General features: G+C 52.1%; 16 protein-coding genes. 13 read left to right on the top strand and 3 right to left on the bottom strand.

All coding sequences use genetic code 11. From position 1 onward, the window contains the following. Window positions 1-19: 19 nt before the first annotated feature. The 4 genes from ACXJJW_RS05725 to ACXJJW_RS05710 are packed head-to-tail and all read left to right on the top strand — an operon-like array spanning window position 20 to window position 1,634. Window positions 20-265, top strand: a complete 246-nt coding sequence (locus ACXJJW_RS05725; RefSeq protein ID WP_456474778.1) for a sulfurtransferase TusA family protein — start codon at window positions 20-22, stop codon at window positions 263-265. Between the two features lie 10 nt (window positions 266-275). Beyond that, window positions 276-941, top strand: a complete 666-nt coding sequence (locus ACXJJW_RS05720) for a cupredoxin domain-containing protein (RefSeq protein ID WP_456474777.1) — start codon at window positions 276-278, stop codon at window positions 939-941. 52 nt (window positions 942-993) lie between these two features. After that, a complete protein-coding gene (locus tag ACXJJW_RS05715; RefSeq protein ID WP_456474776.1) occupies window positions 994-1,440 on the top strand; it encodes a universal stress protein in 447 nt (148 codons plus the stop codon). A 2-nt stretch (window positions 1,441-1,442) separates the two neighbouring features. Next, window positions 1,443-1,634 carry a DUF1858 domain-containing protein gene (locus ACXJJW_RS05710; protein ID WP_456474775.1) on the top strand — a complete coding sequence of 64 codons (192 nt, stop codon included), beginning with the start codon at window positions 1,443-1,445 and terminating at the stop codon, window positions 1,632-1,634. Here ACXJJW_RS05710 and ACXJJW_RS05705 read toward each other — a convergent pair. After that, window positions 1,631-3,322 carry an ArnT family glycosyltransferase gene (locus tag ACXJJW_RS05705; RefSeq protein WP_456474774.1) on the bottom strand — a complete coding sequence of 564 codons (1,692 nt, stop codon included), beginning with the start codon at window positions 3,320-3,322 and terminating at the stop codon, window positions 1,631-1,633. The genes ACXJJW_RS05710 and ACXJJW_RS05705 overlap by 4 nt on opposite strands. A gap of 90 nt (window positions 3,323-3,412) precedes the next feature. On the opposite strand from ACXJJW_RS05705, the gene ACXJJW_RS05700 reads away from it, so the two are divergent. The 9 genes from ACXJJW_RS05700 (at window position 3,413) to ACXJJW_RS05660 (ending at window position 10,824) form a co-directional block, all read left to right on the top strand. After that, window positions 3,413-4,417 (top strand): glycosyltransferase family 2 protein, encoded by a 1,005-nt coding sequence (locus tag ACXJJW_RS05700; RefSeq protein WP_456474773.1) that lies wholly within the window; start codon window positions 3,413-3,415, stop codon window positions 4,415-4,417. Continuing rightward, a complete protein-coding gene (locus ACXJJW_RS05695) occupies window positions 4,414-5,496 on the top strand; it encodes a radical SAM/SPASM domain-containing protein (RefSeq protein WP_456474772.1) in 1,083 nt (360 codons plus the stop codon). The genes ACXJJW_RS05700 and ACXJJW_RS05695 overlap by 4 nt, the downstream gene beginning before the upstream one ends. Before the next feature lie 44 nt (window positions 5,497-5,540). Then, window positions 5,541-6,584 carry a DUF362 domain-containing protein gene (locus ACXJJW_RS05690; RefSeq protein WP_456474771.1) on the top strand — a complete coding sequence of 348 codons (1,044 nt, stop codon included), beginning with the start codon at window positions 5,541-5,543 and terminating at the stop codon, window positions 6,582-6,584. A 33-nt stretch (window positions 6,585-6,617) separates the two neighbouring features. Next, window positions 6,618-7,433 carry a ribonuclease H-like domain-containing protein gene (locus ACXJJW_RS05685; RefSeq protein WP_456474770.1) on the top strand — a complete coding sequence of 272 codons (816 nt, stop codon included), beginning with the start codon at window positions 6,618-6,620 and terminating at the stop codon, window positions 7,431-7,433. A gap of 238 nt (window positions 7,434-7,671) precedes the next feature. Continuing rightward, the gene (locus tag ACXJJW_RS05680) at window positions 7,672-8,529 is read left to right on the top strand and encodes a ferredoxin-like domain-containing protein (protein WP_456474798.1); all 858 of its coding nucleotides are present in this window, start codon (window positions 7,672-7,674) and stop codon (window positions 8,527-8,529) included. Further along, entirely contained in the window at window positions 8,522-9,223 is a 702-nt protein-coding gene (locus ACXJJW_RS05675) for a ferredoxin-like domain-containing protein (RefSeq protein ID WP_456474769.1), read from the top strand. Before ACXJJW_RS05680 ends, ACXJJW_RS05675 begins: the two co-directional genes overlap by 8 nt. Then, window positions 9,192-10,313 (top strand): Coenzyme F420 hydrogenase/dehydrogenase, beta subunit C-terminal domain, encoded by a 1,122-nt coding sequence (locus ACXJJW_RS05670; protein ID WP_456474768.1) that lies wholly within the window; start codon window positions 9,192-9,194, stop codon window positions 10,311-10,313. The genes ACXJJW_RS05675 and ACXJJW_RS05670 overlap by 32 nt, the downstream gene beginning before the upstream one ends. Further along, a complete protein-coding gene (locus tag ACXJJW_RS05665) occupies window positions 10,300-10,554 on the top strand; it encodes a TusE/DsrC/DsvC family sulfur relay protein (RefSeq protein WP_456474767.1) in 255 nt (84 codons plus the stop codon). The genes ACXJJW_RS05670 and ACXJJW_RS05665 overlap by 14 nt, the downstream gene beginning before the upstream one ends. An 81-nt stretch (window positions 10,555-10,635) precedes the next feature. After that, window positions 10,636-10,824 (top strand): hypothetical protein, encoded by a 189-nt coding sequence (locus tag ACXJJW_RS05660; protein ID WP_456474766.1) that lies wholly within the window; start codon window positions 10,636-10,638, stop codon window positions 10,822-10,824. On the opposite strand, the gene ACXJJW_RS05655 is transcribed toward ACXJJW_RS05660, so the two are convergent. Together ACXJJW_RS05655 and ACXJJW_RS05650 are read right to left on the bottom strand one after the other, a co-directional pair. Continuing rightward, a complete protein-coding gene (locus ACXJJW_RS05655) occupies window positions 10,790-11,479 on the bottom strand; it encodes a fibrillarin-like rRNA/tRNA 2'-O-methyltransferase (protein WP_456474765.1) in 690 nt (229 codons plus the stop codon). The two genes, ACXJJW_RS05660 and ACXJJW_RS05655, sit on opposite strands and share 35 nt — an antisense overlap. Continuing rightward, window positions 11,476-12,519, bottom strand: coding sequence for an NOP5/NOP56 family protein (locus tag ACXJJW_RS05650; RefSeq protein WP_456474764.1), 1,044 nt, complete (start codon window positions 12,517-12,519; stop codon window positions 11,476-11,478). The genes ACXJJW_RS05655 and ACXJJW_RS05650 overlap by 4 nt, the downstream gene beginning before the upstream one ends. Between the last annotated feature and the right edge of the window lie 383 nt (window positions 12,520-12,902).

The raw sequence follows: 12,902 nt of genomic DNA, 5'->3' as shown, positions 1-12,902 counted from the left end.
ATATAAGGAGGTGCAGAAAGTGAAAGCCAAAAAACTGGACGAAGGACTGTACCAGCTGGATGTTAAGGGCTACGTATGTCCCCATCCTCAGCTGTACACGATGAAGATGTTGCAGAAGCTGAAGAGCGGTGATATTCTTGAGGTGCTCTTCGACAATCCGTCCTCGGAGGAGAGCATCACAGCGCTTTGCAACAAGGAAGGACATGAGATCATAGAGAGGCGTTCCAACGGTGGAACATTTGTTTACAGGATAAAGAAGGCGTGAGGAGATCACAATGCGTGACGATATAGCGGTGCTTGCGATAGTCACCGCAATGGCGCTGAGTTTCGTAGTTGGTTACAGCTTCTCTCCCGGTGTGCCTGTGGGTTTGGGAGAAGCACCTGAGGTTGCAAAGCCTGCAGGTGGCGCTGCTGGGGCTAAGGAATTCACAATCAAAGCCTCAGAGTTCAAATTTGAGCCAGCAAGCATAACTGTCACTGAGGGAGACGTGGTTCGGATAACTATCAAAAATGTTGGTTCGCAGAGCCACAATTTTGTTATCGATGAGCTAGGGATATCTGCAGCAAAGACAGAGGCTGGTGCAGTCGCCGGAGGATACGGTGAATCTGCAGGCTACGGAGCTGGTTACGGTGAAGAGGCAGCTGGCTACGGAGCAGGCTATGGAGCTGGCTACGGTGAAGAAACTGCTCAAACGGGAATACAGCCAGGTGCATCTGTTACAGTGGAATTTGTGGCAGAGAAGGCAGGTGAGTACACTTTCTATTGTCCGGAGCATAAGGGCAATGGCATGGAAGGCAAGCTTATCGTAAAGCCAAAGGGAGCGGAAACAGAGGCACAGCCCCCTGAGGGAGCCGGCTACGGTGAAGAGGCAGCAGGCTACGGAGCTGGCTACGGTGAAGAGGCAGCTGGCTATGGTGGAGGATACGGTATGGGGTATTGAGGTAGGGGGATCTCCGCCCTACTTCTTTTTTAAATTAGAAGAGGTGTAATCTATGGAAAAGGTACTTGTAGCCTTTGACGGGAGCGATAGCTCGGTAAAAGCATTGAAAATGGGGGTTAAGCTGGCTGAAAAATTTGGAGCAGAGCTTTATCTTGTAAATGTTGCTCGACTGGGGGACCTTTATGACCCACAATTCCTGGGGACTGAATTTACGGAGGTTCTTGAAAGTCTAAAACGAGAGGGGAAGGAAGTTACAGACCTCCTTATCGAGAGCGGAAAGAAGATACTCAAGGCTGGTTCCCGCCTTGGTGGTGCCCTCGTGACAAAGGAGATTGTGAAGTTGGGCAATCCTGCAGAGGAAATAATAAAGACAGCTAAGGAGGAAGGCGTTGACATCATTGTTCTGGGGCCGCACTCAAAGCGCAAGAGCCTGATTATGGGCAGCGTAGGCCGGGAGGTGGTTGAGCTCTCACCCTGCAGCGTCCTTGTGGCGAGGTAGCTATGGCCAAGATAACACCGGATATGAAAATCGGACAGATTTTCAGGGAGTACCCTGAAGCTGTGGATTATCTGCTTGAGCAAAATATCTGCGAGTGCGACTTTACCACAATGAAGCGCAGTCTTGAGCAGGTTGCAAGGCAGCGCGGTCTGGACCTCGAGAAGCTCCTTGAGGAGCTGAACAGGAGGATTTAACCTCCCTCTATTTTTTTCTCAGTGTATACATCTATTAGTGTGCGGAAGCGGAAGAGTCCCTCTATTGTGGTGTTGAAGCTTTCAATGAGGGTTAAGCCAGAGACCCTCTGCTTAAGGTGCTCCGGCATGCCCTCGTGCTGCCTCTGAATTATGACCACCACCTCACCGGAAGAATTGCGCCTGTAGTAGGGGGGAACCTCATACTCCCAGGTAAAGCGTACCGGCGAGCGCAGCAGTTTTTCCTCTTCTGGGCGGGGAAAGGCACCTGGATTGTAGATTATCCTCTTATGTGTAAACAGGTCGAGCATGGCAACGGCGACGCTGGGGTTGTACCCGGCATTTGGTGGAATCCATGCATGCACCTCCACCTCTTCTGCGCTGAGGGTGTCGAGAAACTCTCCAGTCTCACGCAGATTCACCACACTCAGGGATTCGATGAAGGGCAGGTAGGCGAACAGGGCAAGGAGAATAGTAAATGCGACCGCATATCCGGCGATAAATCTCCTCGCCTCGCTGTACCTTATCCTGCTTATGGCATAACCCGCAAGCAGGGCAAGCATCGGGAAGAGAGGTAATGTGTAGCGTATCCTCTTAACATCCATGAGGAGGAGCAGAAGGAAGGGCCACAGGGGTATCGCCGCTTCGGCGCGCCTTTCCTTTACAGCCATGTACAGGGCATAGAGAGCAGCGAGGGTTATCAGGGGATTAACCTGGAAGAAGAAGGTGGAGATGTAGCTCTCCCCCCACCTCTTCAACCCTGGCCCCTGGTAGCTCCTCAGTAGCTCAATCTGCGACAGGAATACTGGAAGCTTTGGCAGCATCACCACCGCAATCAGCACTGATGCAAGCCCTGCGATGATTGCCGAGGTTCTGAGCGTTCTCGCCATGTTCTTCCTGAGATATACAGCAAAAATCACCGCAAGCACAGAGAGCATTGTCCAGGTGGAGTATTTGGATATAAAAGCCAGGAGGATTGAGAAAGAGGCAAGGGTAATGGCTTTGGGGGTGCCCTTCTCCAGCGCATTTATGGTTGAGTAAACCGCGAGGGTTAAGAAGAACATGGTGGCGACGTCCACCATCATCTGGGGCACCTGAATGAGAAGGTAGGGGAAGGCGAGCAGCGCAAGGCCTGCATAGAAGCCGGCGCCTCTGCCAAAGAGCACATCTCCTATCCTTCTGGTCAGGAGCACACTTCCTGCGAAGAGGAGCAGGTTGAATACCTGAATGTAGAGCCTTGACTCGCCCAGAAAGCGGAAGATTGTGCCGTAGATGAGGGGCACCAGGGGCAGGTCTGTCCAGGGCTTTATAGCATACCCCCACTCCTTCACAAAGTAGCCCATTCCGTAAAGCTCGGCGTACTTGGCATAGGTGAAGTAGCGAGCGGTATCTATCATAATCTCGGGCATGCGGAGAAAAAGGGTGCCTGAGATTAAGGCGAGGGCGAAAAGCGCCTTCTCCTCGTGGCGCTCTTTAATCTCTACCTTTGAGAAGGTATAGGCGGCGCCTGCGGCGAAGGCCCAGAGCAGCAGTATAAAACTGACATCGCCGCTCGCAAAAACCCAGCGCCAGCTTGTGGTGCGGTTGTCGTCGTAGCCTCTGAAGTGAAAGAGGAGGAGGGTTATTACCAGAGCAGCTATGGTTATGCCCCTGTAGCTGAGCAGCTCACTCTTAAGCTCTTCTGCGCGCAATTCAGAACCTCTCTCACGAATTGTCCTATATAATATAGATAACATCCTACAAATATGGCGAGGGCAGGTTAACCTCTGGCTTTTAACTGAATGAAGGAGAAGTTCATCTCTGTGGTAATACCCAACAGAAACGGCTCGGCCACGCTGGATGCATGCCTGCGGAGTGTTTTCGCCTCTGACTATTCAAATTTCGAGGTAATCATCGTGGACGACGCGTCCACCGACGCTTCAGTTGAGATCATAAAACGCTATCCCTGCAGGTTGATTAAGCTTGAGAGGCAGCTCGGTCCCTCTGTGGCTCGCAATCTGGGTGCGGAGAAGAGCAAGGGTGAGGTTCTTCTTTTTATAGATGCCGACTGTGTGCTCGCGAGAGATACCCTGAAGCTTGTGAACAGGGCGATGAGCAATGGAGCGCACGTCATCGGCGGCACGTATACCAAGATACCCCCCTTCTCCCAGGGGTTTTTCAGCATCTTTCAATCGGTATATGTCAACTACTGTGAGACCAAGCATGAGGAGGCGGACTACCTGGCTACGCACTGCCTTGCCATAGACGCCCGGCTTTTCAGGCAATCGGGCGGTTTCATCAGGAACAGCTTAATGGGCCACACAACCAGCGTTGAGGATGTGGAGTTCAGCCACAGGCTCAAGAGGTCTGGCTATGCGCTGAGGGTAGACCCCGGGATAGAGGTAGGGCACATCTTTAACTTCAACCTTTTTAAATCTCTGAAAAACGCCGCGAGAAAGAGCATGTACTGGACCCTCTACTCTCTGCGCAACCGCGATATATTCGCGGACTCAGGTGCAGCTTCGGCGGAGCTTAAGGTGAATGTGGCCATGTTCTTCGCCACTCTTGCAATGCTCTTAAGCTGGGCTTTATTCGGCACTCCTCTCGCCCTCGCCCTTCTTCCCCAGCTCTTCAATCTGTACATAAGCCGCAATCTTATAAGGAGCTTCTACAATGCGAAAGGCCTAGGCTTTGCCATCGCAGCAACAGCCTACTTTGTGCTGCTGTATCCGATTGCAGTAGCCGCAGGCGCCGCTCTGGGTGCGGGGCTCTACATAACCAAAGTGAAGCTGGGGGTTGTGAGATGAGGTACTCGCCGCTGCGCCACATGAGGCAGGTACTCATAAAGGATAAACCTGTGCAGCTGACCTTCTTTGTTACAAAGCGCTGCAACTCCCGCTGTGCCTTCTGTTTCTATCTCAGCGAGGATAGAAGGGAGGCGCAGGAGGAAGAGCTTTCCCTTGAAGAGATTGAGCGCTTCGCTTCCAGCATGCCTGAGCTCCTGTGGCTGGCGTTCTCTGGCGGTGAGGTTTTCCTCCGTGAGGATATCGCAGAGATTGCGAAGATTTTCTATACGCACACAAAGCCTGTTATTATGCTCCTGCCCACAAATGGGCTTCTCCCTGAGCGCATCGCCGAGAAGACGGAGGAGATTCTGAAGCACTGCAGGAGGAGCACAGTAACCGTCAAGCTGAGCATGGACGGCATAGGCGAGGGCCATGATGCTCTTCGCGGCGTTAAGGGCAACTTTTCAAAGGTGCTGGAGACCTATGAGAGGCTCTCACCTCTGCTCGAGAGGTATCCCAACTTCGAGCTGGGCATAAACACAGTATTCTGCTCAGCGAACCAGGATAGGGTGGAGGAGGTGTTTGAGTATGTCTCCCGCATGGAGAATATTAAGACCCACACCCTCTCGCTTATTCGCGGGGATGTGGATGAGGAGATGAAGCGTGTGGACATGGAGCGCTACAGGGAGCTGATTGAAAGAATGGAGAGGGAGCTGCGCTCCGGTAAGGCAAAGGTGTACCGCTTCCCAGGCGCAAGACTTAAGGCGGCGCAGGACATCCTCCAGCGCAGGCTGATTTACCGCACCGCCGTAGAGGGGCGAAGGCTTATTCCCTGCTACGCCGGCGTACTCAACCTTGTGGTAACCGAGAGGGGCGATGTTTACCCCTGCGAACTTCTTAACAGGAGGATGGGAAACCTCCGCGAGTACGGCTACAGCATGGAGAGACTCCTCTCCTCCCGGGAGGCGAAGCGTGTGGTGGAGGAGATTGAGAGCGAAGCCTGCCACTGCACCCACGAGTGCTATTTTATAACCAATATCCTCTTCAACCCGCGCCTCTACCCCGCGCTCTTCAGGGAGTATCTCAGGCTGCTTGTCTGAGTGAGGCTAAAAAGCTTAATATCCTATTACCTACAAAGTGGCGAATGATGAAAAGAAGGGCACTGATTTCTCTTGCAGCTCTGCTGGGTTCAGCGCTGGCTTACAGGTATCTCCTGCCCCTGCGCCACTTCCTATTTGCACCACAGGAGAGTGGAGGTGTGGTTGAAACCAGGTCTAGAAGCAATGTTTTCACACAGCACGGTAGAGCAACTGTATCTGTGGTGAGGGCAGAGGGCATCAGGGAGGCGGTTGAGGGCGCTGTGCAGCTAATCGGCGGCTTTGAGAAGCTCAAGTTGAAGGGGAAGGAGGTGCTTGTGAAGCCCAATGTGAACAGCGACGACCCCCATCCTGCGACCACCAACCCGGAGGTGGTGCGGGCCACTGTTGAACTTCTCTACGAGGCGGGCGCTCGAAGGGTTGTTGTGGGTGATATGAGCGGTATTTACTGGCTGCCCACAAGGCGGAGCATGGAGAAGACGGGTATAGCGGGCGCAGCGCTTGAGGCGGGTGCAGAGCTCGCCTTCTTCGAGGAGGAGGAATGGTTGCCTGTGGCGCCTCCCAAGGCTAGTTACCTGAAGAGCTTTTCAATCCCACGCCGGGTGTACGAGGCAGAGGTGCTGATTTCGCTGCCTGTGGTTAAGACCCACAAGTACGCAACCTACTCAATGAGCCTTAAAAACTTCGTTGGTATAATTCCCGGCGTCGACAGGCGCAAACTGCACACCTCTGATTACATGGAGGAGATGATAGCAGAGATCAACCTTGCGGTAGCGCCAGATTTAATAATAATGGACGGCACGCGAAGCATGGTGGCGGGCGGGCCCACAGATGGAAGTGTTAAAGAAACCAACATAATTCTTGCAAGCGGAGACCGCATAGCAATAGATGCAGCCGGGCTGGGTATAGTAAAGAGCTTCAAGGAGTGGGAGCGCGTGGCAAAGAGGGTGTGGGAGCAGAGGCAGATAAAGCGCGCTGTTGAGCTGGGGCTGGGAGCCAGAGGCGGCGATGAGGTTGAGATTGTAAGCTCAGGCAGCGGTTCAGCATTCAAGCGGCTGGTGGAGTTCATTGAGAGGTCGATAAATGAGTAGATTTTTCCAGTGGTCTAATGAAGGAGGGAGGAGATGATACGCCACAGCTTCCTGTTCCTTACCGGTGTTGGCACCGCCCGGGAGAGGCGGCTCTGGGAGAGGGGCATCCTGAGCTGGGACGATTTTCTGGAGAGGGAGAGAATATGCGGCATATCAGATAGGAGAAAGCCCCTACTGGACAGGGAGATTGAGGAGGCCAGGCTTAACTTGGAGCTCTGCCTTCCCCATTTCTTTGCCCACCGCCTGCCCAGGAGGGAGCACTGGCGTCTCTACCCGGAGTTCAAAGAAGGTGTCTGCTTCCTGGACATAGAGACCACAGGTCTAAGTCCGGATACAAGCCAGGTTACACTGGTTGGGCTTTACAACGGCAGGGAATATAAACCCTTTATAAGAGGGGTAAATCTGGAACCGGAGGCGCTCGACAGGGAGCTTGGGAGGTATTCCCTGCTGGTCACCTTCTATGGTTCTGTATTTGATGTCCCCTTCCTCAAAGCTTGCTTTCCAGGCGTAGGACTGGAGAAGCCCCATCTGGACCTGTGCTTTGCCTCCAGGAGGCTGGGGCTCAGGGGTGGGCTCAAGGGGATTGAGAGGGCGCTGGGGCTGGAGAGAGAGGAGGAGATTGAGGGAATAGACGGCCTGGAGGCGGTGAGGCTGTGGAGGAGGTGGGAGAGGTACAGCGAAAGAGAGGCGCTTGATACGCTGGTTGAGTACAACCGTGCGGATGTGCTTAACCTCAAGCCGCTGGCTGAGCACATCTACCATAAACTGAAAGAGAAGGAGTTTGACGTAATCGCTTCAAAAAACAGTTGCATTCAGCGATCTTCTCATAATACGATAAAGTTTATATAGTAGTTAAATTTTAGAATTTAATGACTTCAAAGAATGGAGGAGTCGAAATGGAGAGACAGAGTTTTTCAATAGGGGATGGAAGTGAATTAATTAGCCTTGTCTCTCCTTCTTGTTGTTGATTGAAAGTTTTGCATTTGTTTTTCTAGTTTTCTAACTCCAGTATTCAGTCTTCCGTCCCGGAGGGATTTGGGGGGCTGGTGGAGATTTTTTCGTGGATAATAGAGGAGTGTGATTGTTCATGAAAATTCAGGTAATCAATCAACAACAGAAGGAATTTGTGACCCTCCGCTTGCAGACCGGAGGGAAAATTACATCTGAGCAGCTCGAGCTTCTGGCTGAGCTTGCGGAGGATGAAGCCCGTGGCTATGTTCTTCTTACAATGCGCAAGAACGTTGAGCTTCCATGGATTGAGGAGAGCAGAGTGGAAAAGGTTATCCGGAAAATTGCGGTGATGACGCCAATAGAGGTGGGCTCTGAAAGCGGCGATACAGGTATTATGTCCTGCTCTGCTCATGGACGCTGTCCCTTTGAGGTGGCAGATGTTGAGGACGCTTACAGAAGTATTCAGGATGTTATTCGTAAACTTGATTTCTCTCTTCCCAACAAGTTCAGGATAACTGTCACTGGATGCCCAAACTACTGCACCCTCCCCTTTTTGAGCGACTTTGCAGTAGTTGCACAGAGCAGGCCAAAGTTGAGTCCTGAGAGGTGCATAGGTTGCGGGCAATGCGCGAGGATATGCCGGGGCAATGCCATAACCCTTGAGAGGCAGCAGGTGGATGATAAGCAGCCCATATTCATAGATTTCGAAAGATGCATAGAGTGCGCCTGGTGCATCAAAAACTGCCCAACTGGTGCGATTGAAGAGGAGGAAACAGGGTTTACTGTGCTACTCGGGGGCCGTGGCGGTCCTGAGCCGAGGTTGGCAGAGAAGTTGATATCCATGTCCTCGGAGGAAGAGGTCCTGGAAGTCCTTGTCCTTACCTTGCAGTACTACGGAAAGTTAGGGGTAGGGAGGGAGAGGTTTTCAGAGCTGCTGGATAGAACAGGAATAGAACCTTTTAAGGAGTTTCTGAGGAGGATTAAAGATGACTAAGCTGAGAGGCGGGATGGGCATACTTGCTCAGAGGCAGCTGGATTATGTCACCCTCAGGTTGCCTACAGGCGGGAAATTAACCTCAAAACAGATGCGAAAAATAGCCAAAATCGCAGCCATGGAAGGCAGGGGCTATGTTGATGTCACTATAAGGAAGAACATTCAGATTCCCTGGGTTAGTTATAAGAGGGCTAAAGCAGTGCTGGAAGAGCTGATGTCAGTGGGACTGAAAGGGGGCTCCTGCGGCAGGAACGTGAGGACAGTGCTCAGATGTGCGGGGGACGAAAGATGCTCCTTGGCAAGGGCAGAGATAGGCCGCCTTTACGAGAGAATGGTGAGGAATTATATGGGTAAAAGTACCCCCTCTAAGTTCAAAATCTCCATCTCCGCATGCACGAAGGCCTGCACCCATCCATATATCAACGACTTCGGGGTAGTCGGCACAGGGAAAGAGAGATACCATGTATTGATTGGCGGGAAAGGAGGACGAAATCCGAGGATTGCCCCGGAAGTTGTTGAGCTTAATTCAGAGGAGAAGGTGCTGGCGATACTGGAGAAGACCCTGGAGTACTTTGAGAGGTACGCCGTGAAAGGGGAGAGGATAGGAGATACCATAGAGAGGATGGGCCTGGAACACTTTAGAGATTTTGCAGGTGGTTCTGATGAGAGCGTCGCAGTTAAAAGCCAGCACTGAAAAGCGGACCAAATTTGACATTCTCAGAAGGGAAGTCATAGAGGCAGGCTACTGCCATCTATGCGGTGCGTGTACCGCCTTCTGCGACAGGATAATTTTAACAGACGCGCCCAGGCTTGGTGGGATATGTGTAATACCTTGTGAGTCTGATAACGGCTGCCTGTGCTACAGCCACTGCCCGATGGTTAGTCTGGTTAGCGAGGGGCATATCTTCGACAGGACAGGAGAAGACAGAGCCCTCGGGATATATCAGGGCATAAGGGCAGCCAAAACGAAGATAGTAGAGATATCAGAGAGGGCTCAGGACGGTGGAGCGGTGACATCAATCCTCTACGGAGCCCTTAAACATAAAGCCATAGATGCGGCTATCGTAATGGACAGGGATAAATGCTGGCGTCCAGTGCCAGGGCTTGTAAAGTCGGTGAAATTGTTGCTGAACACCTGCGGTTCGACCTACACCCCTGCACCAGTTGTTTCCCTTTTAGGCAGAGCAGTAAGAGATAGAGCCAAGGGTCATAATAGAATAAGAAAGCTGGCGATAGTGGGCACGCCCTGCCAGATTCAGGCGGTGAGGAACGTCGAGTATGGCATCTTATATAACTGCGGGTTCTCACCTATCTCTGATTTAAAGATATATACAATCGGCCTTTTCTGCGAAGGTGTGTTTCACTACGACAGGATGATGGACACAGTGGGAGTTGATGCAGCAAGGATAAAGAGAATGGAGATTAAGAAATCCCTCACTGTGAACAGAAGAACCAGAATACCACTGTCTCGCTTGAAAGATGCCCTGCTTGAGAGCTGCAAAATCTGCATGGATTATTCCTCTGAGCTTGCTGACATTTCTATCGGCTCTGCAGGAACAAAGGAAGGCTGGTCGACGCTTGTTCTCCGCTCTGATAGAGGAGCCCAGCTTCTCAGGGATTCAAGGATTTCGCGATACGTGAATATCAACCAGGAGGTTGATGTCACAGCCATTCACAACAGGGCTATCATAAAGAAAAGAAGAAGCTGGGATGAGATTTGCAACAGGAGGGCCAGTGGGATGCCCCTCCCACCCATATGGAGGTGTGAAAGTGGAATATCTTAAAGACTGGAATGAGGCAACGGCTGTTGTGCTGGCTGAGAGAGAAGGGATTGACCTGAGCGAGAGGCATATGCAGATTATAACTTATGTGAGAGATTTTTTTGAAAATTACATGGTCGCCCCGACAACAGGAGATATCAGAGAAGAACTTGGAGTTGGTGAAAGGGAACTAAAATCTCTCTTTCCACTGGGATTGGTGCAGATCTTGAGGTTTGCAGGTATCGGGTATGAACCGTGCTTTTAACTTTGGGGTTCCCCCTTTACATCATGATACCCCAAAAGTATTATATACCCCTCGCACATCAAACAATTCCCTGGTGTAATAATGGCGAGAAAGCAGCAGAAAAAGATGCCCAAGAGGAAGTCTGAGGCAGAGGTTGCATGGGAGAAGATACGCAGGAAGTACCCCAACTGCACTGGAAGCTATCCTGAGTGTCCCGAGAAGATAGAGGATAAACACGCCCCGCCCATGGAGTGCGTCACCTGCCCTGTGTACGCGGAACGTCGGCGCTGAATCTACCCGTGACCAGGAGGTGGTCCTTCTCGTAGGGCTCCAGCCTGAGCTTCTGGATTATCTTCAGCCCTGCCTCTTCAAGTTTTTTTATCTCTCTTCTGAACACATCCCGGGGCTTCGCGGTCATGTCGATGCTCCTGGCCTTTATAGCAAGTATAAAGTAACCCCCGTCCTTCAGATAGGCGTGGATATTTTTCAGGAGTATCTCTGTCTGATTTGCCTGGGCGATGTCCTGGTACACCACATCCACCTTTTCGAGCAGACAGCAGTAGTCCACCGGCCTGCTGGCGTCTGCCAGCAGGGGGATCATGTTCTCCCTCGTTTCTGCGAGAGCGAGAAGCGACTGCATCGCTCGAGGCGAAAGCTCAACGCAGTAAACCACACCTCTGGGCGAGATGTCGCTCACATGCGAGGCGGTGGTGCCCTGAGCAGCACCTAGGTAGAGCACCTTTGATGTAGAGCCCAGCGGAAGCTCTCTCAGCCCCAGGTGAATAGCCGCTGCGAGCTTGCTCCTGTGGGGGTTCCAGATGCGGTATTCTCTTCCCTCCAGCCTCACCAGCTTCTCCCTGTAAACCCGCTTTCCTGGTGTCAGGTTGAGAGTTGCTATCTCCCCGTCGATCCTGTAGATGCCTTCGAATACTTCCTGAATCTTCACCGCCTCCTTCGCCGCGGTGGCGAGGGATGCCTCCGCTTTATCTCCTCAACCCGTGCTTCAAACTTCTGCTTCAGCTCTTCCGCCGCAAACTCCCCGCCATAGGCGTCGAGGCGTGCAGCTATGGCGAGTTTGGCGGCGAGGCTTCTCGCAATTTTTCCCCGCTGCCATTTGGGTGCTGCCTTAATCGCGGGGTACTGAAATATTATCCCGTGTTTTGGCGGCCTGCCCCGCCTGCGAAGATGCCGGAAGAGGGCCTTCTCTGCACCCAGCACCTGAATCCTGCTTCCCGGCATGCCAGCGAGCTTTCTCACGCCGCCTGCCAGGGCTATGAGCTTGGCACCAACCCTCGCCCCCACCAGGTGGCTCACATTTGGAGCGAGGGTCTCCATCAGCTCGGTGAGGTAGCTCTGAAGCTTATCCCTCAGTTCGTAGAGCCCGTGAATCTCACCTGCAAAGGTGCGGAGCATTTCAATGTCCTCCTCCGTCAGCTCAGCCCCTGCGGAGCGCTGTGCAGCCTCAGCATAGCCGGGAAGTGAGCCTCTTCCGCCGTGGAGGTGAACAAGCTCCACAAGCTTCTCGGCTTCTATGCTCTCAATCTCCGGGAAGTGGATGAGATACCACTCTTTAAGTCTTCCGGAGAGCACATTCAGTGCCTCCTCCAGCTCCTCAAGGGCAAGCACCGTCTGCTTTATCAGCAGGTCCCTCTTTTCCAGGGAGCGCTTGAGTTTTGCTTTGACAAGCTCAAAGGAGATGCTGCGCAGGCGCGAGTGGTACTCGCTTCTACTCACCCCTATCTGCTCCAGCACCACATCCAGGTTTGACCTCAGGAATTCACCGCCAGGGGTTGGAAATTCATCAACCGGCTCAAAGGTTATCTCCGCCTCCGGGAATCTCTCCCTCAGCCTCTTCTCCTCTTCAACAAGCTCCTGAGAAGAAATCTTTTCTGCGGCATCTCCTCCGAAGGGTTCAAAGGCAAGGAGCTTTCCCTCCAGAGAGAAGAGGAAAACTCCGAGCACGCTGCGCGTGGCGTAGGCAAGCATGTTTATTCCTTACGCGTGGGGTATTTATTTGTTTTCACAGCGGGAGGGGTACCACAGGCTGAGGATGAAAATATAAATAATAGACAAAGAATAATTGAGACTGAAAGCGAGGTGACCATAGAGATTAGCGGCTCTGTTACTGTAGGTGGTTCTGGCGGACTGAATATAGGGAATATTTAATTTAGGCGGAGAGGGAAATAAACAGAAAACCGTCACAATATCCTTATCGACAAAAATAAAACCAGAGGGTTAGCAGCTTCTCTGCTGTCCACTCCTGTTGTCCACAAACTCCTGGGTTACTTTTGTAACTTACTGTGTATAGGAGGAAAGAAACTTAATCAGAATGTTTATAGAAAGATTGTATGGTTGCAGGTGTCAATCTC

Source organism: Candidatus Pyrohabitans sp., from assembly GCF_054014795.1.
Note: the sequence above shows the minus strand (reverse complement) of the source record. Positions and strands in the feature narration are given on the sequence as shown.

Coding starts and splice junctions, on each gene's coding strand:
- ACXJJW_RS05685 (WP_456474770.1), top strand. CDS start 6,618: ATGATACGCCACAGCTTCCTGTTCCTTACCGGTGTTGGCACCGCCCGG.
- ACXJJW_RS05675 (WP_456474769.1), top strand. CDS start 8,522: ATGACTAAGCTGAGAGGCGGGATGGGCATACTTGCTCAGAGGCAGCTG.
- ACXJJW_RS05680 (WP_456474798.1), top strand. CDS start 7,672: ATGAAAATTCAGGTAATCAATCAACAACAGAAGGAATTTGTGACCCTC.
- ACXJJW_RS05710 (WP_456474775.1), top strand. CDS start 1,443: ATGGCCAAGATAACACCGGATATGAAAATCGGACAGATTTTCAGGGAG.
- ACXJJW_RS05670 (WP_456474768.1), top strand. CDS start 9,192: ATGAGAGCGTCGCAGTTAAAAGCCAGCACTGAAAAGCGGACCAAATTT.
- ACXJJW_RS05715 (WP_456474776.1), top strand. CDS start 994: ATGGAAAAGGTACTTGTAGCCTTTGACGGGAGCGATAGCTCGGTAAAA.
- ACXJJW_RS05700 (WP_456474773.1), top strand. CDS start 3,413: ATGAAGGAGAAGTTCATCTCTGTGGTAATACCCAACAGAAACGGCTCG.
- ACXJJW_RS05650 (WP_456474764.1), bottom strand. CDS start 12,519: ATGCTTGCCTACGCCACGCGCAGCGTGCTCGGAGTTTTCCTCTTCTCT.
- ACXJJW_RS05720 (WP_456474777.1), top strand. CDS start 276: ATGCGTGACGATATAGCGGTGCTTGCGATAGTCACCGCAATGGCGCTG.
- ACXJJW_RS05690 (WP_456474771.1), top strand. CDS start 5,541: ATGATGAAAAGAAGGGCACTGATTTCTCTTGCAGCTCTGCTGGGTTCA.
- ACXJJW_RS05695 (WP_456474772.1), top strand. CDS start 4,414: ATGAGGTACTCGCCGCTGCGCCACATGAGGCAGGTACTCATAAAGGAT.
- ACXJJW_RS05660 (WP_456474766.1), top strand. CDS start 10,636: ATGGCGAGAAAGCAGCAGAAAAAGATGCCCAAGAGGAAGTCTGAGGCA.